We start from the raw sequence: 21286 nt of genomic DNA on the forward strand, positions 1-21286 counted from the left end.
AAACAGACTGTAATGTTAATTCAATATTCATTCGAATTACATCATTCTGACTAGAACTCTTAATCTAAACAGACTGTAATGTTAATCTCAATACGTGTCTTGAACTGAGGTGCAGAATCAGTCTCTTAATCTAAACAGTGTGTAATGTTAATAAAGGAAAAGCCGTTTGAGTATTTTCTCAGCCAATCCTCTTAATCTAAACAGAGTGTAATATAAGTGACGAGTAAAATAATTTTTATTCATTCGCCCAATCCATAGAGCTACAAAGGATTGGACGTTTTTTCATTTTATAAATGTTATTTCTGTAAAATTCATACCCTAATTTACACTTCGTTTTAAAAATCCGCTATTTTCTGCAGATTTTCCACTACTGATTTTTTACGTTCTTCGGAAACATGGGTATATATGTTTAATGTTATCTTAATATCAGAATGTCCTAACCTGTTTTGAACATCTTTGATTGTAGTACCTTCTGCCTCAAATAATAAAGTAGCGTGCGTGTGACGGAATCCATGACACCCGATAGGCGCAAGGCTCAATCTTTTAGCTGCTTTATTTGAATGATAATAGACTGTTGAGCGAGAAATAAATTTATTGTCAAGAGTGGTGAAAATCATTTCAACATCCTTTTTACCATATGAGAAAAGTAGTTCTCTTTGTTTCATTTTCCATCGTTTTAATATATGCATTGTGTATGATCGAGACATATTAGACACAATAAGCAATAACTTAGACAATCCAAAACTTTTCCAGATTGTACTACAAGCAGGCGGCACCTATAAGGGGGCATACGACAAACATGGAAATAAATACAATGAAATCAATCGAATTTTCCCAATAAAAAAAGATGGTATTCATCTTTGTAAAAAACGTGCCGATGGCGGTTTAGTTCGGTTCCCGGATGTTCCGGATCATCTGATGATATGGAATGAAGATATAAAAAACTTCCGGATTTTAGCCGGAAGATTGATATTAATTATTATTATGAACTCGGTCAGAAGGTTCTGCAGCGGTGGGAATAGCTTCTTTTTCTGATTTTCTAAAATGATTGTATGCTTTGACACTCGACATAGTAGGAAAAGTAAAAACGAAAAAAACTTGTAGAGATTCTCTATCAAAATCAAGTTTTAAAACAATAATCAAAATTATTAGAAAAGAAACGTAAGAAGCAAACATATCAATCCAAAAACTATATTTTTTAACAGTAGTTTTAATTACTTTAGACATGAATTTATCGAAAAACAAACAAAATAGAGCACCTAAAAAAACAATTAAAACAAAAACGATAAAAAAGTATAAAGTAAAGTTTTCTTTTATAACTTCCTGTGGGAACAATCTTAAAGAAAGCATAACGAGTGTTCCACAAAAAGCTGAGTGCAAAATAGCCCCGCATAGATTAAATAAATAACCATTACTAAAATTGTCAAAAATTTTTTTAATTGCTTTTTCTTTTTCAACTTCTTTTTGCATAATTTTTTATCTCCTTTTCTTGTTACTTATATTTTCGATTTGGCATGTAAATATTTTTAATTTTAATCGTTTGTTCACTGCTTTCCATCTCTTTCTCAGAAGATGAAAAAAAGTATTTTATAATCTTAAACGATACGTTTATAGGATAAATAAGAAAAAGGAAAACATTAATCTGGGTTGTATTTACTAAGCTATCAGCAAGAAAATTAATGGAAAATAGGAAAAATGAAATTGTACTTGTGAAAATATCGATAACTAAAGAAAACTGATTTGTGAAATTTATTTCAGTAGCTTTCATATATCCTCTGAACAATAGAATATTTAGAAAGACGGATAAAGCAAATAAGATTAGTAAGAATCTAAGAAAATGCTCTTCTGGATAATAAGGAAAAAAATGATCGAACACAAGAACCATAATTCCATTTACAAGTATTAAACTAGAAACAAGAAAAAAGGAAACAAAAAAAAGACCTACATTAACAAGTATTCCCAAATTCTTTATTAAAAATGCTACCATTCTATTCATAACAACACCTCACATATTTATTACTCATTAAACCAAAAAAGAAAGCAGGTGTAAATACTTTGTCTATAGAATACTTACCGGGAGAAAAACACGCAGCCAATAACGTCGATGTTTCTGAAAGCCTTGAAAGCTTTCAGGATGCGGGTTATCTCCTTACTGATACAGATTTAATCATAGACATTGATGACTTAAACCACGAGTAAATAAAACAGCTCTTAGAACGTTTCAGGATCAAAACTCAAACCATATGGACGACAAGAGGCGCCCACTTATATTAAAAAAAACTCTGGCTTTCGTGGTGCAAAAAGTGTTTCAGGGTTGGGCGTTGAGATTGAATGTTAAACGTAGCGGGCGAGTTTTCAGGCGCTTACGACTTGTACAGGGTTGTTTTAGGAAGAGACCCCGTCACAGGTGAAAGCTTAACCTTTGATGAATGGATGCAAGCAGGATTTTGGACGGTGTTAGAGGTACTATCTGCGAAAAAGGTGCTTGCTTTATTAGATAATGTTAGACTAGGCAATAAGCTTTTAGATGGCGTATCGTTAACAGAAAAAGAGCTGAAATTATTCAACAAACTGAATGATGTCGGGGACTATAAGATTATTGATAAGGTAGACGATTTAAACGAAGCTGAAAAAGCTAGTGGAGTTAAAGGTAAGTTGATAGGGAGTTTAGATGGATTAACTAAAGAGGAAATTAATGCAGTAGATATATTGAGGTCTCAAGGTAAAGATGTAGAAATAATTCCAGTTGATCCAAAAGCTAGAATAAAAACTCCTGATTTTAAAATTGATGGAGTAAGAACAGAATTGAAAACCTTGGGAAATCCTAACACAAATACAGGTATGAAACGTATTCAAGAGGCGTTTAAACAAAACGCAAATGACGTTATCATAAATGGTATTGATGCGGGTTTGACTAAGAGTCAGGCTGAAGAGATATTAGCTAGAGCAGCCGGGAAATATCCAAATGGGAAATTTCCTGGTAAAGTAGAGATATGGACTAAAGAAGGTACGATAGTATCAAAATAGGAGGAATATAGCATATGAGATTTCAATGTAAATGTGGAGAAGTTTTGTCCAATGGCATGTCTCCCAATGATATAGAGTTGCGTGTATATACAGATAAAGAATGGGATGAGTTAATTAATTTAGGAATGACTGATTCTGTAGATATACCTTTTCCAAAATTAGATGTTTGGAGATGCCCTGTGTGTAAAAGATTATATGTATTTGATGAAGGTAAACTAAAATATCAATATGTTTTGGAAGAAAATATTTTTTAAATAAAAAGGTATTCAAACACAAGATTGGTAATCAAAGCATTTAGACCGCTCAATAATGGGCGGTCTTTTTTAGTACAAAAAAACAACCTTTATATTTTGAAAGCTGTTAGCTGTTCGTCCGTTGTTTTTCTATTGATTAATTTTACTTAATGTTTTGATTTTTTGCATCCCGATTTACACTCCGGTTTAAAAATTTAATATTGCTAATTCTGATTACTTAAATACTAAAAATACTGATATATCAGCGCTCTAGTTCAGTCTGATTTAGTATGATTTCTAGTCACGATTACAGAGTATAATGTTAAGTGATTATAGTGCTCAGTTGTTTTTAGTTGGCCACGCTCTTAATCTAAACAAAATATAATACCAAAGCTTTAAAAATTCACAAAGAGGACGGCTTAAGTATATACTCAAGCCGTCCTCTTATACGATTCAACAATCTATTCATAAGTTATTACAGAGATTGAGGCATCGTGGTATCGTCGATGCCACAGTTCTCTTTAATGATAAAAATCAAAACGGCCTTTCGCCATTACTTCTTTTACACCGCCTGTTTCTAATAAGGAACGGTCCATAATTGCTTTTTTGATAAAGGAAGCGGGATAGCCTTTTACTTCGGTTTTTCCAACTTCACCAAACGCATGGGTATTTCCAATAGAGCATACTGAGCCTAATGAATGGAAGGTGAAGGGTTCTGTCGCCTTACCTTTCAATTGAGCCTTGATATTTCTGCCAGCCTGCTCCCCCATCTTCAATGAAATCTGAGCAGTGGTCGGATAAGGACGGTTGCTGGCCATATCCATGACTGCGGAGCAGTCGCCAACGATATAAACATTTTCATGTGCTGGTGCAGTTAAATCTGGATTAACCATCACCCGGCCGCGTTTTGCTTCAAAGCCGGAAGCTCCGACTACGCGGCTGCCGCTGACGCCCGTTGTCCAAATAATGGTTTTGGCTTTCAGCTCTGTAACAGCTCCTGTTTCTTTATCCTCTTGATAAACCACCGTATCGGGCTTAATTTCCTTGATTGGTTTTCCAGTTAAAAATTTTACTCCCCATTTTTCTAATCGCTGGATACCGTAGTCTGCCAGTTTTTCACTGAACATCGGTAATAAACGGGTGACCGCTTCAACACAGTAAAGCTCAATCGCCGCAGGTTCAACTCCAGCTAGTTCCGCAAAATGTTTTCGACCTTCAACAAACGCGCCCAGCAGTTCTATCCCAGTAAATCCAGCACCACAGACCACAATTTTTAGTAGTTCAGGGTCTTTGGTTTCTTTGTAAGTCTTCATCTGCTCTTCGATGTGCTGATGAATCTGTTCTGCCGTAGCAACATCCACCATCTGTAAAGCATATTCTTCTACTCCAGGAATACCAAATGACTCAGACACAAACCCCAAGGCGACAACTAGATAATCATACGTGAGTACCTGTCCGTCCTCTAATAATACGGTCTGATTGTCTGGATCGATCTTGTCCACAGTTCCCTGAATAAAGGTAGTACATGAGGCTTTTACCACATCACTGATTGGATAGCTGATTTTGTCTTTTGTTTGTGTTCCTGCCGCAACCTCATGAAGGTCTGTCGCCTCATAATGGTAAGCATTACGGTCCACCAATGTAATTTTTAAATCTGCCGCTCCCTTTTGTAGTTCATGAAGCGCCCTCAGTCCTGCATACCCTGCTCCTAAGATGATGACCTGTTTACTCATGTTAATTCTCTCCTCTCACACATTTCATTTATTACAGCCATAAACCAATGGCAAAAAAAACAACCTGAGCGAAAGCACCTGCTGCAAGAATTCTTACCGCACAAATAAATGTTTTCGTTTTTATCTGCTCCTGAAGAAGCTGTCGCGTCTGCTTCCAGACAAAAGGAATGATTAAGAATGTTAAAAGCAGCGTAATTGGTGCCAGGCCTGACCAGACACTATAAGCAATTGCTGCAAAAGCAATCACCTGCAGCAGAACAAATAGTTTTAACGCATTACCCTTTCCTAAGTAATGTACCAAAGTAAAGCGATGATTTTTTTCATCCTCTTCCAAATCACAAATATTATTTGCCAGCATCAAATTGGCAATCAGACAGGTATTTGGTAAAGAAATCATGAAAACCTCGCCGATTGTTGACAGTGTCCATTGAAATTCTTCAAAAGTATTAATGTAAACACAAATCAGCGTAATCATGAATCCCATTGTAATTCCTGACAATACTTCTCCTAAAGGTAAGCTGGACAGTGGTTTCGGCCCTGAGGAATAAAAGATGCCGACTAAATAACAATAGACACCCATCGCCAGCAACGGCCAGCCGACTATTACTGAAAGAGCAATGCCAATCAATGCTGAACCAGTAATCATCCAGATAATCCAATGGCGGAGCTGTTTCAATGAAAGACCCTCTCGTCCGATAATATTCGTCTTTTCTTTATAATCATGTCCTTCTTTTGCATGAAGATAATCATTATAATTATCTAAAATATCAACTGCCATATTAAAAATGAACATTGCAACAAAATAAATGCATACATACAACAGATGTGTCTGGCGATAGTGATACCAGCTATAACACAACCCTAGCAGAAATGGCAGGACACTAGCAGTTTTTGCTTTTAATTCAACTAATTCAAAAAAGATATCTCTATTCAAATTATACTCCTCTCTCCTTTCTTTTAGCTAAAATATGCTTCATAATTGAATCGAATAATTTACTGTATTTATTTCTCAATATCATATACAATCAATAGTATGGAGTTATTGAAAGGAACTACTTTGTTATGAAGGATTTTTGGACACACTTTCCACTGGTTCAGCAGCAGTTGATTGAAACAAGTCTGCTGATTGAAAACAAAATTAATATTCGCAATAAAGAAATCGAACGAGCACTGCTTGAGCTGAATCACTCCGGCGGCAAAATGCTCCGTCCGGCTTTTTTCTTTATTTTCGCCCAAATGGGCAATAAGGAACAACAGAATCAGCAGCAGCTAGTAAAAATTGCTGCATCTTTGGAAATTCTACACATGGCTACATTAGTCCATGATGATATTATTGATGACTCGCCGCTGCGCCGAGGAACTCAGACTATACAGTCGAAATACGGTAAGGATGTAGCCGTCTATACTGGTGATTTGCTATTTACAGAATTTTTCGATTTACTGGCAGATACAATGAAAGGCTCGGATTTTCTTCGCATTAATGCCCACTCGATGAAACGCCTGCTTCTGGGTGAGCTGGATCAAATGTATACACGCTACAATAAGCATATCACTGTTACTGACTACTTGCGAAGCGTAACTGGAAAAACGGCTGAGCTTTTTTCTCTCAGCTGTATTGAAGGTGCTCATTTTGGTCACGCGCCAAAGGAAGTAGAAAAACTAGCAAGTAGAATCGGACGTCATATCGGTATTGCTTTTCAAATCTATGATGATATTCTTGATTACTCAGCTACCGAAGTTGTTCTAAAAAAACCTACTATCGAAGATATCTCTCAAGGGGTATACACACTCCCTTTAATTTTTGCTTTGGAAGAACACAGCAGTTTATTAGCGCCTTATCTTGATAAGCAGGAGCTGATTACAGTAGAAGAAGCAAATGAAGTGGCAGCACTTGTCCATCAGCTCAACGGTGTAAGTAAGGCAAAAGAGTTTGCCGGTCGAATGACGGAAAAAGCCCTTTCAGATATTGAAAAACTACCTCCGTGTGACAGCACGAAACAATTGAAAATGCTAACTGAACTTTTATTAGGCCGTTCTTATTAACAGCCTATTTTATTGCTGCTGTTCTCATTTCAATTTGCAGCTTTACAATTAAGGAGAGGGACCGAGACAATCGATGTCTAGTCCCTCTCTTTTTGTAATCCTGCCAATCGCCAAAAAATGCGATTTACAGACCGTTTTTTTGGTGCCCTTTCCATTTAGCAGCTTGCTACAAGCCCTGATCCACACGATAAAGCTGCTGGTAATGAGCATTCTCTGCCATTAGCTGTTCTGGTGTTCCTTTCATTGTCAATTTGCCGTTTTCAATGAATATGACCTGATCCATAGATTGTACACTTTGGAGATGATGGGTAATCCAAATGATTGTTTTGTCCTGCAGCACTTCAAAAAAAGTGGCTAAAAGCTGCTGCTCTGTAATTGGATCAAGACCCGTTGTTGGCTCATCAAGCAACACAATTGGTGTATTTTGCAGGAGAATTCTTGCTAACGCCAGTCGATGGCGTTCCCCTCCGGAAAAACGCAGGCCTGCCTCATCAACCATTGTCTGTAGTCCTTCAGGCAGCTGCGTCACCATTTTTTTCAAGCCCACCTGCTCTAAAACCTGCCAGATTTCCTCTTCAGAAGCATGCTCATTGCCTAGTCTGATATTATTCAAAATCGTAGTACGAAACAAATACGGCTTCTGTTGAATAACACCTATCCATTGGGTAATCTGATCGCCAAACAACGCTGTTGGAACATCTCCCAACAATACCTGCCCCGCTGTAGGAAGAAGGTCTCCCCGAATCAACGAAGCAAATGTACTCTTTCCTGAACCGCTACGCCCTAAAATAGCCAGCTTCTCGCCCCTTGGAATAGTTAGCGTCAGCTGATCCAGCACATTTTTTTCCTGCTCTGAATAAGCAAAAGTCAATTCTTTAATATTGATATCCACGGTCTCTGGCGTTAGCTCCTGTGTTCTGCTTTCTTCATGATTATCCGGCAGCTCGTTCAAACGACGAATAGAATCTCCATAAATATTCACTTCCTGAGCAGCAGCAGGTAGCGGTGCAAACGCATCAATCAGTGGAAAAATAGTTAACACGAAAGCTGCAATCCAGTTAGCCGCTCCGCCATGATTTCCAGGAAAACGGAATGCTGTCCATGATAAGACAGCTAAAGCAATCAAACCAAACAGCAACTGTAATGTAAAATCTCTGCTTCGGTCAAACTTTTTTGTCTTTTCATCTAGTCCGCGTAATTTCCTCTCCTGTGCTTCATAGGATGCAACAAAATCTGCACCTCTTTGACTAAACATCCAATCGGAAACACCTAGAATATTATCAGTTAATGTCTTGTATAACTCATTCTTAGAAACTTTCTGTTTTTCCTGACGTGCACCATTTACTATTAACGAAAGCAGCGGCAGCAGAAAAACAATACTTCCCAGAAGCAGCAGCATAGCTAAAGCAAACCACCACGAAAATAATCCTAAACCGATAATAATAAATGTGTAAAGAATCCAGGCAATCACAGTGGGGAAAATAGTTCTCAGATACAAATTCTGCAGATGATTAATATCCTCAGAAAGTAAACCCAAAAGATCCCCTGTCTGAAAATCAGACTTTAAAAACATTGCTCTCTTTTCTAAAGTTAAATAGAGCTTCAAACGTAAATCTGATGTCATTTTTAATACCCAGTTGTGGCTAACCAGTCGTTCAATATACCGAAAAACCGGTCTGCTGATGCCGAATGCCCGAGTTAATACAATTGGGATATATATCATTAAAATATTCTCAGGCAGTGAGGCAGCTTTACTGATTAAATAGCCGGAATTAAACATTAATGCACCAGCACTAAAAAATGTCAGAAAACCTAAAAATAATGCAGCAGCTAATAATCCTTTATACTTTTTCAAAAAAGGCTTTACCCATTTATCGTTTCGGTAATCTGCTGTATTTATCGGGAGTTTATTCATCACTTTCCCCCCTCATCTCTTGTATCAACGATACATAATAACCATTTTTTTCCAGCAGTTCCGGAAGGGTCCCCCACTCAACCAGACGACCTTCATTCATCACTAAAATGAAATCCATTTCCTTCATCCAGTGGAGCCGATGAGTAGCAAAAAACACAAGATGATTTTCCATTAACGGAAGCATTTTCTCTTTAAGCTCGACTTCTGTCTCAATATCCAAATGAGCTGTCGGCTCATCAAAAATCAAAATTCGCCGCTGTGCATCCAAAAACGCCCGTGCCAGTGCAACTCGCTGAGCCTGACCGCCACTAAGCATTCGGCCGCTTTCACCGATAACAGTCTCAATGCCATTCGGCAGCTCAGCTGTCAGTTCATCCAAGCCAACCAGCTGAATCACTTTTGCAACCTGCTCATCAGTAGCCTCCGGCGTATAGAATCGAATGTTATTTGCCAGTGTATCCTGAAACACGTAGGGATTTTGTGGAATATATAAAATCTGTTTCTGCCAGTCCTGCTGTGCCATATGAGGAAGGGCTTGATTGTTAAGCAAGAAGCTTGTTTCTGATTCCGGTGTAAGAAACCCCGTCAGTAGATTAATCAACGTAGATTTCCCAGAGCCGCTGGCGCCGATGATTCCCACCTTTTGCAGTCCTTCAACAGAAAAAGAAAGCTCTTTCAGAGTCGAACGTTCCTGTTCTGGATAAGTAAAGCTAAGATTTTGAACAAAAAGCTTATCAGTTGCTGACCATTCCGGTAATGTCAGCTGCTCTGTCTGAGAAGCCTCCGGCAGCTCCAACACGCTGTGGATAGCCTGAAACGCATTTTTTCCATCCAGTGTTGCATGATAATCACCAGCAAAATCACGAATTGGCAGAAAGAATTCCGGTGCCAAAATTAGTGTTGTTAGTGCCGGGAATAGAATAATCTGCCCATTTAGCAACGCTAGACCTAGAAAAACGGCAACGACTGCTACTGATAAGGTTGTAAAAAAATCAAGCGCAAAAGTTGATAGAATCGCTATTTTCAAAGTACTCATAGTTGCTTCTCTGAAACGCTCACTAGTAGAGTAAATACTGTCAGCATACTTTTTGCTTAGTCCAAACAGTTTTAATGTGTCCAAACCTCTGAGCGAATCAATAAAATGATTAGAGAGCAGCTGAAAAGCCTTATACTGCTTATCCGCTTTACTTTGTGCTGCATAACCTAAAATAATCATAAATACAATAATTATCGGAAATACAATTAACAGGATAACCGCAGAACGAATATCCAGCGTAAAAAGAAACGCTAAGATAATCCAGGGAATCACCATCATATTAATCATTTTCATCAAAATCAACTGAAAATAATTTTCAGTCTGATGAATACCTTCTAAAGCCATGGTAACAATATTTCCTGTGCCTTCTTTTTGAACAACAACTGGACCTAATCGGAAAATTTTAGTCAGCAGCTGCTCACGTAATTCTCTTGATGCCTTGTAACTAAAATTATCCAGCTGCTGATCCCTGAAAAAGGTAATAATGTGACGACCAGCGTAAAATAAAAAGAACCCCAGCAGAAACTGCCACTGCTCTTCCAATAAACCGCCGCCCCATAAGCCAGTAATCGCTTTTGCTAAATAATACGCCTGCCCAATAATAAAGACTGCCTGCAGGAAAGAAAATCCTGCAAGCAATAACATCATTCGTTTGGTTTCAGGCATCTTCATGATTGCCTTATCGATCATTCACCATACCCCGCCGCATGGAGAGGATGGGTAATTCTTTTTCTAAAAACGTAATATGTCCAAGCCGTGTACCCCAGTACAAATGGTAAAATCGTTAGAGAAATCCAGCTCATAATTTTTAGTGTATAGGGACTGCTGGAAGCTGACTCGATTAGTAAATCGTTAGCAGAGCCTAAAGAGCTAATCATTACTCGTGGGAATAACCCGCTAAACAGCAACGCTACCAATAAAACCAAGGTTAGACCACTTGCAACAAATGCCAGCATTTCTTTTTTCTTAAACACACTAATATTGGCAATCACAGTCAAGCCGACAATTCCAACCAATAAAAGGAGGGTTGTCATAAAGTGCAGTTCAAAGAAATCGGTTTTGAAATACAATAGGACAGCAAAAACAACTAGTCCCACATAAAGAATCCAATATAGAAATTCGGCGTAATTTTTCGCCCGTTCTCTGACTGGGCCGTCTGTTTTTAATGCGATATAGTTTAGCCCGTGCAGGTAGCACAACAGGGTAAGAGCCACTCCGCCGACTAGTGAAAACAGATTAATATAGTCTGTAAAGCCCGCTGACATATTCCCTGCTTCATCAATTGGCATCCCTTGAATCATACTGATAAATAAAACACCAAAGAAAAATGGGACTAAAAAGCTGCCGATTGTCAGGGTCCAGTTCCAAATATTTCTTTTAGGTCCTTCAGGCATCCGATGACGAAATTCAAAGGAAACACCACGGATAATCAATCCCACTAAAATAATAAACAAAATTAGATAGTAGCCACTAAACAATGAAGCGTACCAATAGGGAAAGGAAGCAAACATTGCGCCTCCTGCTGTCAACAGCCAGACCTCATTGCCATCCCAAACCGGTCCAATACTTTCAACAACCTGATCTTTTTCATGATCGTCATGCGTCAAAGTCTGAACTGCCATACCTACACCAAAATCAAAGCCTTCTAAAAAGAAAAAGCCTGAAAATAAGACACCAATTAATACATACCATAATAACTGCAGATTACTCATTTACTGAAAACCTCCCTGTCAAAAGGATCTGAAGAGGCTGTTTGCTGTGCCAGCATTTTTTCTTCATAATCAGGTCCCTTTTTCAATTCTCTTGTAATCAGATAAATCATAACTGTTGCCAGACCTGCAAATAGAATAAAATAGATAATATTCGAAATTAAAAGCGAAGTCACTGATACATTAGGAGATACACTGTCTTCAATTCTGAATAACCCGTAAACTGTCCAAGGATAGCGTCCCAGCTCTGTGATCAGCCAGCCAGCTGTATTAGCTAAAAATGGTGCAAACGTACATAACCCCATAATCCAAAGCATCCAGCGTTTTTCATAAAGAGAAGGTTTCTTCTTACGCGTAAAGAATAACCCTAGCACCGCAACCAGCAGCATCAGCATGCCAAAACCAGCCATTACACGGAAGCTCCAGAATAAAGTGTTGACTGGCGGATAATAATTATCTTCGCCATATTTTTCAATCAGTTCTTTGTTAACTGTGTCCATCCCGTCTACAGCACCGGAAGGTTTATTATAAGATAAAATACTCAGCATATAAGGAATTTGAATACCAAAAACCTGCTTATGCTTCGCTTCATCCGCCCAGCCAATCAAGGTCCAGGCAGCTGGATCGCCAGAATCTTCATAAGCTCCTTCCATCGCCGCAAATTTCATCGGTTGATCGTCAATCAATGCTTTCATCTGAGCATCACCAGCACCTAAAACAAGGATTGAACCGACTAAAGTAACCACTAAGCCTAAACGCATGGAACGTTTATGAAACTCTGTATCCCGCTTTTTCAAAATTTGAAAAGCCGCTAGTCCGGCAACAATCATTCCACCCATGGTAATCGCTCCCGCGATTACGTGAGCAAATTCGTACCAAACTTGATGATTCGTCAGCAAAGCTCCGAAATCAGTCATTTCTGCCCGACCATTACGCAGCGTGTAGCCTACCGGATGCTGCATAAAGCTGTTAGCAGCCAGAATCCAAAACGCGGAGAGCATTGAAGCTCCTGTCACCAGCCACATGAACAGCAAGTGAACCTTTGGTTTGACGCGATCCCAAGTAAAAATCCACAAACCTAAAAAAGTTGACTCCATAAAAAAAGCCAGCAGTGCTTCCACAGCCAACGGTGCTCCGAAAATATCCCCAACAAAGCGAGAATAATCAGACCAGTTCATCCCAAACTGAAACTCCTGAATAATTCCGGTCACAACCCCTACTGCGAAGCTTAGAAGGAAAATATTCCCCCAAAATTTTGCCATCTTCCGATAGCGCTCATCCTTTTTCCAAACGTACATCGATTCCATGATTGCTACAACCAAGGCAACACCGATGGAAAACGGTACGAAGAAAAAGTGAAATACCGTTGTCATTCCAAACTGGAATCTTGCCAACGTAACAATATCCATAAAACACCCTCCTTGTTCTCAGCTTTTTCTTCATATAAGAAAAAGCACTATAAAATAATAATTATTATGATGTCCTTTTGAGTATACTCCTTTATTGCAAAAGTACCAAGACTTTCGAAATGGAAAAATGAAAAAAAACGAATTTTTCAGAGTATTCTAATTATTAGGAAAAATAAATCATTGCTTTACGATAAAAAACCAGATTTTTTCTCTCTATAAATCAGCAGCTTACTCCAATTTAAAAAAAGCCTTATCGGTTGATCCCCGATAAGGCTTTTTCTACTAACTATATTTTCAGATTAGTTATTTAACAGTGGGACGAGTAGACACTGATCTCAATCTTGAAAACCAGCCTACAGCTCGGCGAACCGTTGGCATATCTTTCCCGTAATTGGCTTTATAGATTGTATTCAAAATACCCTTTTCATCTGGGTGAGCAATTCCTGTAATCCCTTTACCGTCAAAGTAATAAGTTGTTGAATCACCTTCCACCTCGAAGAAACAAGGTGTGTCAAATAGGGCGTCCTCTACAACTCCGCCTGTTTTTAAGAACAATGCTACTTCATCGTTTCTACGATTAAGCAAACCTTGTAGAAATTCACCATCTGCATAAACATATTTTTTCATTTCGTTTGCTGCAGCCTGCCATTGCCTGCTGTTTAGATAAACCAACAGCTGAGAACCCACAAGAATCGCCTCACCTAAGTTAAAGTGAAAGCTCACTAAAGCATCAAACTGTCCCTGTGTTAATTGAACCTCTACGTAGTTGAAAATACCAGATGCATGTGATTTGATATCTTCATCTAGAAAAGCATTCGCCTGACTTTCTGAAATAGTCATTCCTGGATAAACACCTTTCGTATGTCCATACCCGATTGTCCACTTACCTACAGAATCCTGATAGGCAGTCAAACGAAGACCTTCCCATTTTTTAATTAGATTTCTTCCATCTTGAGAAATCTTCATATTTTCATTTGCCATTCTTCCACCTCCTCAGTAGTATTATTTTACAAGCGGACGTGTGGATACACTACGTAGTCTTGAGAACCAGCCTACTGCTCGGCGAACCGTTGGCATATCTTTCCCGTAATTTGCTTTGTAGATTGTATTCAAAATACCTTTTTCATCTGGATGGGCAATCCCCGTAATTCCTTTACCGTCAAAATAATAAATTGTTGAATCTCCTTCTACTTCAAAAAAACATTTCATAATTATTTTCCTCCTTAATAATTTTAATAAATAGTTGTTTGTTTTATAGAAATATCAGCGCTGTCATCTCTATAAGTTAATTATATTCTAAAATGAGCAATACAAACTTTCATAAAACTCCCACTTTTCTTTCCAAATATAAAGTATATACTGTTTTTCCACTTATTTTACAAGCGGACGCGTCGATACACTGCGCAATCTTGAGAACCAGCCCACTGCTCGATGAACTGTCGGCATATCTTTGCCGTAATTGGCTTTATAGATTGTATTCAAAATACCCTTTTCATCTGGATGAGCAATCCCTGTAATCCCTTTACCATCAAAATAGTAAGTCGTGGAATCCCCCTCTACTTCAAAGAAGCACGGGGTATCGAAAAGTGACTCTGAAGGCGATGGTGCAGACTCCGTTTCATAATTAGGACGAATAACACCCCAGACACCATCCATATTATGAAGAACTCTAGCTGCCGGGCTTCCAAATTCTAAACTTGAGTTATGCCAGTTCTGATCTACAGAGACAAAAGTTCCATCTCCTTGCCCATCCTCTACAGCAATTGCTGTATGTCCATATTGAGCATATATGCCCAGTCCCCAAATAAGGACATCCCCCTTTTTGATACTCGCAGCATTGGTTACCCGAATTCGCTGAAAGCCGGCTGGGATAGCCTGTGTTGTTAAATGAATCGCATTGCCGCTGGGCCACCAGTCAAAGTATTTTTTCATGACATGAATCGTCAAGTCCATACACTGTGAGCCATAAGCATTGTCCATATCGATACGCTGACCGACAAGGCTGTTTACATAAGTTGCTACACTACTTGCTTTTACCATATTCTTACTCCTTTTCTACCATTCGAATGTTTATTTATTTAGGATATCCTATGTAAGAATTATAACCAGAATATGTAAGCAAAAACTGTCAAATAACTGTTAAATTCCTCCCATAATCATGAGTTTTTGCTAAAGAGTATAATTTTAGCATGAACATGAATGTCAGCTATGACTAGTTAATTCAAAAGGTATTTTCTCGTGCACAAATTATTACGGAGCGTTTCCGTGTATCCAACAAATGAATCATATACTGGATCAACTACAGGTAAAAACGCTGAATGCTCTTTGGTATGGAACGACTCAAGAATAGAAACACTATGGAAGATTGCAACGTTATTGAAAATTGTTATTGAAGGATTCCACGGACTTGAATACTCACACCTGTTAATATCAAATATCACCCTTGCTTAAACGACAATTGAAGCTAGCTGTCCAGCTACGAATAGACTTTGTAAAGCCTGTCTCTGGGATTACTCGAGGCAAAGCATAATGAACTATTGGCTTAGCTGCCCAGATTATTCGCTTTGTTTCCTTTCTTCAAATAAAAGAACTTAAAACAACGGTGTACCAACCTCTAAAAGTTAGATTTTCAGGTCTAACTTTTGGAGGTTGGTACACAACGGCAGGGAGTTCCTGCATTTGTTTTAAGCTCAACAAGTTTATTCAGTTTTTTGTCCTACAACACAAATTGTCATATAACTAGTTTTTCAAAAACTATTCTTTTACTGTGCTTATTAATATGATTAAATCCATTTCAATCTGCTGATTTCATCAATCGTAAGCCCAAACTTATCAGTGTTGTTAGTAAGCACAGCTCCAAGGCTGCCTATTTCTGTACCTTTCCGTACCAAAACATCGATTCCTGCTGGGGTTACAAGAGAGGCATCAAATCTAATCACCAGAATATTGTCCGTCAAGCCAATCACTCGCCATTTACTAGTCAGAATTTTTAAAACTCCTTTGCCTCGCCAAACGAATAACTCTTCTCTAAACGTATCTATACCAGTGATTTTTCTTATTTTCCCAGTATTCGTTTGATATGTAACTATATCCAATAGTTTAAGTGGATGGCGATTGAGTATTTTATAGCTGATACTTGGCACCTGACGTTTTCCAGAAAGCCACATAGGAAAAGTTGACCCTTTAATCAACCATTGACCTTCTAATTGAGTTATGCTATTTTCCGTAACAATCCCCGCCTTTCCAAGTTAAGCTCAACTCTATTTTCCAGTTAAGCCGTTTTATATAAGATGATGCTTGATCATACTATCAATGGAGGCTAAAATAATACCTTCATTATCTGCAATCGGCTGCCAGTCTAAAACCCTTTTTGCTTTGTCGTTACTGACATTACGGCTCATTCCCAAAAGGAGTACCCCTTCTTTAGCTTGTCTGCTGAACAACGAAGAAATACGGATAATTCCATTAGGTAATATTTTTGAGGGGACTTTTCCGGCAGCTTCGGGTCGCTTTTTCTTGATTATTGATGCTATTTCAGTTATTGATATTTGACCTTTAGCAGAAGCAATAAATCGCTGTCCATTCGCCTTTTCACTGGTCATTGCCCGAATATGCAAATCAGCAACATCTCGGACATCTACAATATTTAAAGGTATATTTGGTATTCTTTTGCTTGATCCATTTAATAAACCTTGTAAAATTTCAAAGCTTCCTGAAATATGAGCACTCAAAGATGGACCAAATATAGCTACTGGATTAATTGCTGCAAATTCCAATGAGCCTCCTTCATTTTTGATGAAATCCCAAGCAGACTGCTCAGCTAGAAGCTTAGATTTTTCGTAAATAGATAATCCTTTTTCGTCTACCTTAGTCCAATCTTTTTCAGTTGTTGGAATTGATGCATCTTTATTACTAAATCCAACGGATCCAAAGTTGGATGTCATTACGACACGCTTTACCCCTGAATTCCGAGCTGCCCTTAATACTCTACTAATTTCCTCAACCGCTGGACGGATTGCTTCTTCTTCATTTTTTGGTCTAGTAACGAAAACTGGTGAAGCAACACTCAGAACATAGTCGCAATCTGTTATAGCCGTCTCCCAATTGTCATCCTTGGATAAATCAGCCTCAAAAAACTGAAGCTGTTCAACTGATGTTGTACCGTTTTCTTTAAGCATTTCAATAATTTTTTCCTTGCTATTGATTGAACGCACGGTAGTTCTCACATTATACCCTTTTTGCAGCAATTGAACTATTATTTGGATTCCAAGAAATCCTGTACCTCCTGTTACTAAAACATTATTCTGCATCTCTTTTCCCTCCGCTAATCATAAAATTGAATCTATCATTCATTTGATGAATTATCATCATAGAACCTAAAGTACTGTTTAGGTCAAGAGTTTTGATTAACTTTTTTGAGGAGAGAAACAATGACTTATTCTATTAAAGAGGTCTCAGAGCTATTTAGCTTGTCGATTCCTACAATTCATTTTTATGACAAACAAGGGCTGCTGCCATTTGTTTCAAAAAATTCGTCTGGGCACCGTGCTTTTACTGAGTCTGATTTATACTTAATGCAACCCATTTGCTGTCTAAAAAATACTGGCATGCCAATCAAAGATATCCGAGCCTTTATTGATTGTGTTCTTAAAGGACCTGATACAATTGCTGCCCGCAAAGAATTACTTTCTACCCATAAAAGTAACGTATTAGCATAAATTCAGGAATTAAATGAGAATCTAAAAGAAATAGAAATAAAAATTGATACCTACAGTTCTACAGATGCTGTAAAAATCATTAATCTACAACGAAATTTTGCTTCTGCTGAAAAGGACGCGTATCACCTGCCAAATCCTTATACAAAAGTAACTCGGGGTTAAATTAGAAAAAGGAGTGATGACCTCAACCAGTCATCACTCCTTTTTTCAATCCAACGATAACGAAACTATTTTTTTATTTATCTTCTCCCAGCGCTGCTTTTAAAGCTTGTGCCAAGGCGCTTTCTCCTGGTTCTTCTTTTTGAGAATACTTTTTCATCAGTTGGCGTTCTTCATGTTTAGTAATTTTTTTATTGCGCTGCTTTTTATCTGGAATCTTTTCACTTATGGAGCAAGTATTGCATTTGAAATAAGAGCCGTTCTTACCATCAATAATCACCATTTTCTTGTGGCATTGAGGACAACGGTGATTGGATACCTTGGGATCCTTTCTTCTTCTGTAGCTGCACTCCTGATTTGAACAAACATAAATTTTTCCATCACGAGTATTTTTTTCACGCAAGTTTTCACCACAGTCCGGACACTTTTTTTGTGTCAGGGAAAAATCCTGGTAGCGGCTTTCGCTTTTCTTGATTTCACTTACCAAACGGCTGGTATCCTGTTCAATCTCTTTCAAAAATTCCTTGCTGTTTTTCTTACCATGAGCAATTTGCTCCAATGTTTTTTCCCATTTCTCAGTTAGCTCAGGTGTCACCAGAGATGGATTCACCAACTGAAGCAGCTGCTTCCCTTTAGGAGAAACCAGCAAACCTTGTGTTGTTCTTTCCATCAATTCTGATTTAATCAGCTTTTCAATAATCTCAGCTCTAGTTGCAGGAGTGCCAAGGCTATGTTTTTCCATTGCTCCCAGCAGTGTTCCTTCATTAAGTGGTTTAGGGGGAGTCGTCATTTCCTTATTAATTGAAAAATTCGGCTGAATACTCATTCCAGTTTTCCAATCCGCCGTTGGGGCAGCAGCGGCTTCTTTTTCTTTTTTCCAACCAGCAACCTCTACTTTATTCTGTCTAAAAACAAAATTTTCCTTGCCGAAAGAAACGGTAATTTTTCGCTGATTTACTTTATGAGGCTGGGCAAAGATTCCTAGAAAACGTTCAACAATCATTAAATAAATTTTTTGTTCGTCATTGCTCAATTTTTCAAAGCGAGGACGCTGTTCAGTAGGAATCAAGGCATGGTGATCGCTAACCTTCTCATTATTAAATACTTTGTTCAAGACAACCTGACCATTATTTTTCAGGTATTCCTTCGCTTCTGGAAAGCTGGAGCTGATAGCCTGTAAACGTTCCTTCATTGTGTCTTTCATATCTGTTGTCAAATACTTACTGTCTGTCCGAGGATAAGATACGATTTTGTGGTATTCATACAGACTTTGTACCAGCGACAATGTTTTCTTTGCCGAGAACTGATAGCGCTGGTTGGCATCCCGCTGAATTTCAGTCAAATCGTAAGGTAATGGAGCAGCTTCTGTTTTCATCTTATCCTGTATATCTGAAACCTTTCCATTATTCTTACTTAGCTCTTTCACAAAAGCTTCTACCTCGCTGCGTTCTTTAAACGCAAATTGATTTTTTTGAACCAAGCGTCCTTTTTCTTTATGATAATTTAAATCTACACTAAAATAATTTTGCGGACGAAAGCCTTCAATTTTTTTCTCTTGATCTCTTACCAATGCCAATGTGGGTGTTTGCACACGACCGGCTGAAAGACTGTCCTGATATTTTACAGTGAGAGCCCGTGTCACATTCAGACCAACCAGCCAATCAGCCTTGGCCCGTGCCAGCGCAGAGTAGTAAAGGTTATCGTACTCTTTAGCTGGGCGCAGCTTTCTGAACCCATCCTTGATTGCCTTATCTGTCTGTGAAGAAATCCATAAGCGCTTCACTGGTTTTTCAAAGCGGATATATTCAAGAATCCAACGGGCAACCAGCTCGCCTTCCCGTCCAGCGTCTGTAGCAATCACTGCTTCTGTGACATCTTTGCGGCTTGCTAATTGCTTAATTGCCTTTAACTGATGGCCAGTTTTAGGCAGAGGCTTGATGCCTAAATTCTTTGGCACCATTGGCAACGTCTCCATTTGCCAAGACTGCCATTCTTTATTAATATCCTCTGGCATTTTTAATCCTAAAAGATGACCCAGTGCCCAAGTTACAATTACCGTAGGCCCTTCATAATAGCTTTTATTTTTTTGGTTTGCACCCAGCACTTTACTTAAATCTTTAGCAACACTAGGCTTCTCAGCAATAATCAGTTGTTTGTTCGCCATATATTTCACTCACTTTCCTGTTTCATCTATAATAATCTCTGAAAAATCAATTCCTACATAAAACACAGCAAGATGCTTTTTTAGCCGAGTATCTCGGGTATTTATTAGCATTTATTGCTTTAATCATCGACCAAAGAAAATAACATGAATTCCTAGTCTTTTACAGTATTAATATAGTTTTTCTCTTAATTAAAAAATTCAATGCCTTTATTCTACCACATTCTTCTCTCTCTTTGCTTTTTACTTAAGTCTTTCTTATTGAAATATAAAGTCAAAAACTACATACTTACTAATTGTAAGTGTAAAATTCAAAATAACGGAGTTCTTATGATAGCAATCGAATTTTTTCATGATGTCATCTGTAGCTTTTGTTTTCCTATGTCTTACCGAATGAGACAAGTTCAAATTGTTCACCGTTCATTTCCACTAGCAAAAGAACCACAGGATCTAGCACAAATGTTTGGCAGTAGAGAACAAGCCAAATCGGAAATTCTTTCTCACTGGGTACATGCCAATCAAAATGATGAGCTTCACCGGTTTAATATTAAAGGAATGAAAAAAACAGATTTTTTATTTCCAACTTCAATGAATGGCTTGCTTGCTGCAAAAGCCGCTGGCGTTGTTGCAGGAGAAGCCGGTTACTGGGATATCTTTGATGCTCTTCAAGAGGAGCTATTTGTCAAAAACCAAAATATCGAAGATTTGGCTGTCATTGAACGCCTAATCAAATCATCTTCAATCGACTTCACAAAGTGGCAGGAAGCCTTTGATTCACCAGAAACCCTGGCCTTGGTTGAAGCTGACTTTCATTTGGCTGATACCTACCAGCTGAAAGGTGTCCCGGCATTAATTGTAAATGGAAAATATTTGATTAACGGGGCTCAGCCTCTGGAACAGATTATTCAAGCACTTCAGACAATTAAAGAAAAAGAGGCGCCCGTGATTGAAATTCTTGAACCAACAGACGCAAACAACAGGGCTTGTACAATAGAAAACAGGAAATGAGTATGTAACGATTAAAAGCAATTCTGCTATAGAAAATATGGCATAATCTGCCGGATTTAGTCATTTATTCCACGTGTAACTTTTAATAAAGCAATTTAAAAAATAAGCTGCATATCTAAAATAGTTTTCCTATTT

The 21286-nt window shown here is 38.2% G+C and carries 21 protein-coding genes and 1 CRISPR repeat array (1 of these 22 cut by a window edge); of the genes, 6 read left to right on the top strand and 15 right to left on the bottom strand.

Features of this window, described 5'->3' with window-relative positions:
- Positions 1-218: a CRISPR direct-repeat array (repeat unit 30 nt; unit sequence CTCTTAATCTAAACAGACTGTAATGTTAAT) (it extends 206 nt beyond the left edge of the window).
- 117 nt (positions 219-335) lie between these two features.
- The 3 genes from ACYSNQ_RS06770 to ACYSNQ_RS06780 all read right to left on the bottom strand — a co-directional run bounded on the left by ACYSNQ_RS06770 (position 336) and on the right by ACYSNQ_RS06780 (position 1996).
- Positions 336-707: a tyrosine-type recombinase/integrase gene (locus tag ACYSNQ_RS06770; protein ID WP_426082305.1), complete on the bottom strand. Its 372-nt coding sequence runs from the start codon at positions 705-707 to the stop codon at positions 336-338.
- A gap of 265 nt (positions 708-972) precedes the next feature.
- Entirely contained in the window at positions 973-1470 is a 498-nt protein-coding gene (locus ACYSNQ_RS06775) for a hypothetical protein (RefSeq protein WP_426082118.1), read from the bottom strand.
- Between the two features lie 22 nt (positions 1471-1492).
- Entirely contained in the window at positions 1493-1996 is a 504-nt protein-coding gene (locus ACYSNQ_RS06780) for a hypothetical protein (RefSeq protein ID WP_426082119.1), read from the bottom strand.
- 59 nt (positions 1997-2055) lie between these two features.
- On the opposite strand from ACYSNQ_RS06780, the gene ACYSNQ_RS06785 reads away from it, so the two are divergent.
- The 3 genes from ACYSNQ_RS06785 to ACYSNQ_RS06795 all read left to right on the top strand — a co-directional run bounded on the left by ACYSNQ_RS06785 (position 2056) and on the right by ACYSNQ_RS06795 (position 3281).
- Positions 2056-2199 (top strand): hypothetical protein, encoded by a 144-nt coding sequence (locus ACYSNQ_RS06785; protein WP_426082120.1) that lies wholly within the window; start codon positions 2056-2058, stop codon positions 2197-2199.
- Positions 2200-2331: 132 nt separating this feature from the next.
- Complete coding sequence (locus ACYSNQ_RS06790; RefSeq protein WP_426082121.1) at positions 2332-3027, top strand: CdiA C-terminal domain-containing protein; 696 nt, start codon at positions 2332-2334, stop codon at positions 3025-3027.
- A 14-nt stretch (positions 3028-3041) separates the two neighbouring features.
- Positions 3042-3281: a hypothetical protein gene (locus tag ACYSNQ_RS06795; RefSeq protein WP_426082122.1), complete on the top strand. Its 240-nt coding sequence runs from the start codon at positions 3042-3044 to the stop codon at positions 3279-3281.
- 500 nt (positions 3282-3781) lie between these two features.
- Here the strand turns inward: ACYSNQ_RS06795 and ACYSNQ_RS06800 are convergent, their stop codons facing one another.
- Both ACYSNQ_RS06800 and ACYSNQ_RS06805 read right to left on the bottom strand, forming a co-directional pair.
- Positions 3782-4993: an NAD(P)/FAD-dependent oxidoreductase gene (locus ACYSNQ_RS06800; RefSeq protein WP_426082123.1), complete on the bottom strand. Its 1212-nt coding sequence runs from the start codon at positions 4991-4993 to the stop codon at positions 3782-3784.
- Positions 4994-5024: 31 nt separating this feature from the next.
- Entirely contained in the window at positions 5025-5927 is a 903-nt protein-coding gene (locus ACYSNQ_RS06805; RefSeq protein WP_426082124.1) for a prenyltransferase, read from the bottom strand.
- 128 nt (positions 5928-6055) lie between these two features.
- Here ACYSNQ_RS06805 and ACYSNQ_RS06810 point away from each other — a divergent pair, with 128 nt between their 5' ends.
- A complete protein-coding gene (locus ACYSNQ_RS06810) occupies positions 6056-7036 on the top strand; it encodes a polyprenyl synthetase family protein (protein ID WP_426082125.1) in 981 nt (326 codons plus the stop codon).
- A 166-nt stretch (positions 7037-7202) separates the two neighbouring features.
- Here ACYSNQ_RS06810 and cydC read toward each other — a convergent pair whose 3' ends face one another.
- From cydC to ACYSNQ_RS06855, 9 genes are all read right to left on the bottom strand, one after another.
- Positions 7203-8951 (bottom strand): thiol reductant ABC exporter subunit CydC, encoded by a 1749-nt coding sequence (cydC, locus tag ACYSNQ_RS06815; RefSeq protein WP_426082126.1) that lies wholly within the window; start codon positions 8949-8951, stop codon positions 7203-7205.
- Positions 8944-10677 carry a thiol reductant ABC exporter subunit CydD gene (cydD, locus tag ACYSNQ_RS06820; protein WP_426082127.1) on the bottom strand — a complete coding sequence of 578 codons (1734 nt, stop codon included), beginning with the start codon at positions 10675-10677 and terminating at the stop codon, positions 8944-8946. Before cydD ends, cydC begins: the two co-directional genes overlap by 8 nt.
- Complete coding sequence (gene cydB / locus ACYSNQ_RS06825; protein WP_426082128.1) at positions 10674-11699, bottom strand: cytochrome d ubiquinol oxidase subunit II; 1026 nt, start codon at positions 11697-11699, stop codon at positions 10674-10676. The genes cydD and cydB overlap by 4 nt, the downstream gene beginning before the upstream one ends.
- A complete protein-coding gene (locus ACYSNQ_RS06830; RefSeq protein WP_426082129.1) occupies positions 11696-13105 on the bottom strand; it encodes a cytochrome ubiquinol oxidase subunit I in 1410 nt (469 codons plus the stop codon). The genes cydB and ACYSNQ_RS06830 overlap by 4 nt, the downstream gene beginning before the upstream one ends.
- A 303-nt stretch (positions 13106-13408) precedes the next feature.
- Entirely contained in the window at positions 13409-14086 is a 678-nt protein-coding gene (locus ACYSNQ_RS06835) for a lysozyme (RefSeq protein WP_426082130.1), read from the bottom strand.
- Between the two features lie 21 nt (positions 14087-14107).
- A complete protein-coding gene (locus ACYSNQ_RS06840) occupies positions 14108-14314 on the bottom strand; it encodes a hypothetical protein (RefSeq protein WP_426082132.1) in 207 nt (68 codons plus the stop codon).
- 162 nt (positions 14315-14476) lie between these two features.
- Complete coding sequence (locus ACYSNQ_RS06845; RefSeq protein ID WP_426082133.1) at positions 14477-15145, bottom strand: CHAP domain-containing protein; 669 nt, start codon at positions 15143-15145, stop codon at positions 14477-14479.
- 743 nt (positions 15146-15888) lie between these two features.
- Positions 15889-16296 carry a hypothetical protein gene (locus ACYSNQ_RS06850; RefSeq protein WP_426082135.1) on the bottom strand — a complete coding sequence of 136 codons (408 nt, stop codon included), beginning with the start codon at positions 16294-16296 and terminating at the stop codon, positions 15889-15891.
- A gap of 90 nt (positions 16297-16386) precedes the next feature.
- Complete coding sequence (locus ACYSNQ_RS06855) at positions 16387-17415, bottom strand: SDR family oxidoreductase (RefSeq protein ID WP_426082137.1); 1029 nt, start codon at positions 17413-17415, stop codon at positions 16387-16389.
- 120 nt (positions 17416-17535) lie between these two features.
- Between ACYSNQ_RS06855 and ACYSNQ_RS06860 the strand changes: the two genes are divergently transcribed.
- Positions 17536-17823, top strand: a complete 288-nt coding sequence (locus tag ACYSNQ_RS06860; protein ID WP_426082138.1) for a MerR family transcriptional regulator — start codon at positions 17536-17538, stop codon at positions 17821-17823.
- A 235-nt stretch (positions 17824-18058) separates the two neighbouring features.
- On the opposite strand, the gene ACYSNQ_RS06865 is transcribed toward ACYSNQ_RS06860, so the two are convergent.
- Positions 18059-20146 carry a DNA topoisomerase III gene (locus ACYSNQ_RS06865; RefSeq protein WP_426082139.1) on the bottom strand — a complete coding sequence of 696 codons (2088 nt, stop codon included), beginning with the start codon at positions 20144-20146 and terminating at the stop codon, positions 18059-18061.
- 327 nt (positions 20147-20473) lie between these two features.
- Here ACYSNQ_RS06865 and ACYSNQ_RS06870 point away from each other — a divergent pair, with 327 nt between their 5' ends.
- On the top strand, positions 20474-21151 hold the full coding sequence (locus ACYSNQ_RS06870) for a DsbA family oxidoreductase (RefSeq protein ID WP_426082140.1): 678 nt from the start codon (positions 20474-20476) through the stop codon (positions 21149-21151).
- Positions 21152-21286: the final 135 nt, after the last annotated feature.

Source organism: Enterococcus sp. LJL51 (assembly GCF_054871795.1).

Bases quoted from the DNA above. Each gene is read 5' to 3' on its own strand.
- ACYSNQ_RS06845 (WP_426082133.1), bottom strand. From the start codon at position 15,145: ATGGTAAAAGCAAGTAGTGTAGCAACTTATGTAAACAGCCTTGTCGGT.
- ACYSNQ_RS06770 (WP_426082305.1), bottom strand. From the start codon at position 707: ATGTCTCGATCATACACAATGCATATATTAAAACGATGGAAAATGAAA.
- ACYSNQ_RS06860 (WP_426082138.1), top strand. From the start codon at position 17,536: ATGACTTATTCTATTAAAGAGGTCTCAGAGCTATTTAGCTTGTCGATT.
- ACYSNQ_RS06830 (WP_426082129.1), bottom strand. From the start codon at position 13,105: ATGGATATTGTTACGTTGGCAAGATTCCAGTTTGGAATGACAACGGTA.
- cydD (WP_426082127.1), bottom strand. From the start codon at position 10,677: ATGATCGATAAGGCAATCATGAAGATGCCTGAAACCAAACGAATGATG.
- cydB (WP_426082128.1), bottom strand. From the start codon at position 11,699: ATGAGTAATCTGCAGTTATTATGGTATGTATTAATTGGTGTCTTATTT.
- ACYSNQ_RS06775 (WP_426082118.1), bottom strand. From the start codon at position 1,470: ATGCAAAAAGAAGTTGAAAAAGAAAAAGCAATTAAAAAAATTTTTGAC.
- ACYSNQ_RS06810 (WP_426082125.1), top strand. From the start codon at position 6,056: ATGAAGGATTTTTGGACACACTTTCCACTGGTTCAGCAGCAGTTGATT.
- ACYSNQ_RS06840 (WP_426082132.1), bottom strand. From the start codon at position 14,314: ATGAAATGTTTTTTTGAAGTAGAAGGAGATTCAACAATTTATTATTTT.
- ACYSNQ_RS06790 (WP_426082121.1), top strand. From the start codon at position 2,332: ATGTTAAACGTAGCGGGCGAGTTTTCAGGCGCTTACGACTTGTACAGG.
- ACYSNQ_RS06870 (WP_426082140.1), top strand. From the start codon at position 20,474: ATGATAGCAATCGAATTTTTTCATGATGTCATCTGTAGCTTTTGTTTT.
- ACYSNQ_RS06795 (WP_426082122.1), top strand. From the start codon at position 3,042: ATGAGATTTCAATGTAAATGTGGAGAAGTTTTGTCCAATGGCATGTCT.
- ACYSNQ_RS06865 (WP_426082139.1), bottom strand. From the start codon at position 20,146: ATGGCGAACAAACAACTGATTATTGCTGAGAAGCCTAGTGTTGCTAAA.
- cydC (WP_426082126.1), bottom strand. From the start codon at position 8,951: ATGAATAAACTCCCGATAAATACAGCAGATTACCGAAACGATAAATGG.
- ACYSNQ_RS06800 (WP_426082123.1), bottom strand. From the start codon at position 4,993: ATGAGTAAACAGGTCATCATCTTAGGAGCAGGGTATGCAGGACTGAGG.
- ACYSNQ_RS06835 (WP_426082130.1), bottom strand. From the start codon at position 14,086: ATGGCAAATGAAAATATGAAGATTTCTCAAGATGGAAGAAATCTAATT.
- ACYSNQ_RS06855 (WP_426082137.1), bottom strand. From the start codon at position 17,415: ATGCAGAATAATGTTTTAGTAACAGGAGGTACAGGATTTCTTGGAATC.
- ACYSNQ_RS06780 (WP_426082119.1), bottom strand. From the start codon at position 1,996: ATGAATAGAATGGTAGCATTTTTAATAAAGAATTTGGGAATACTTGTT.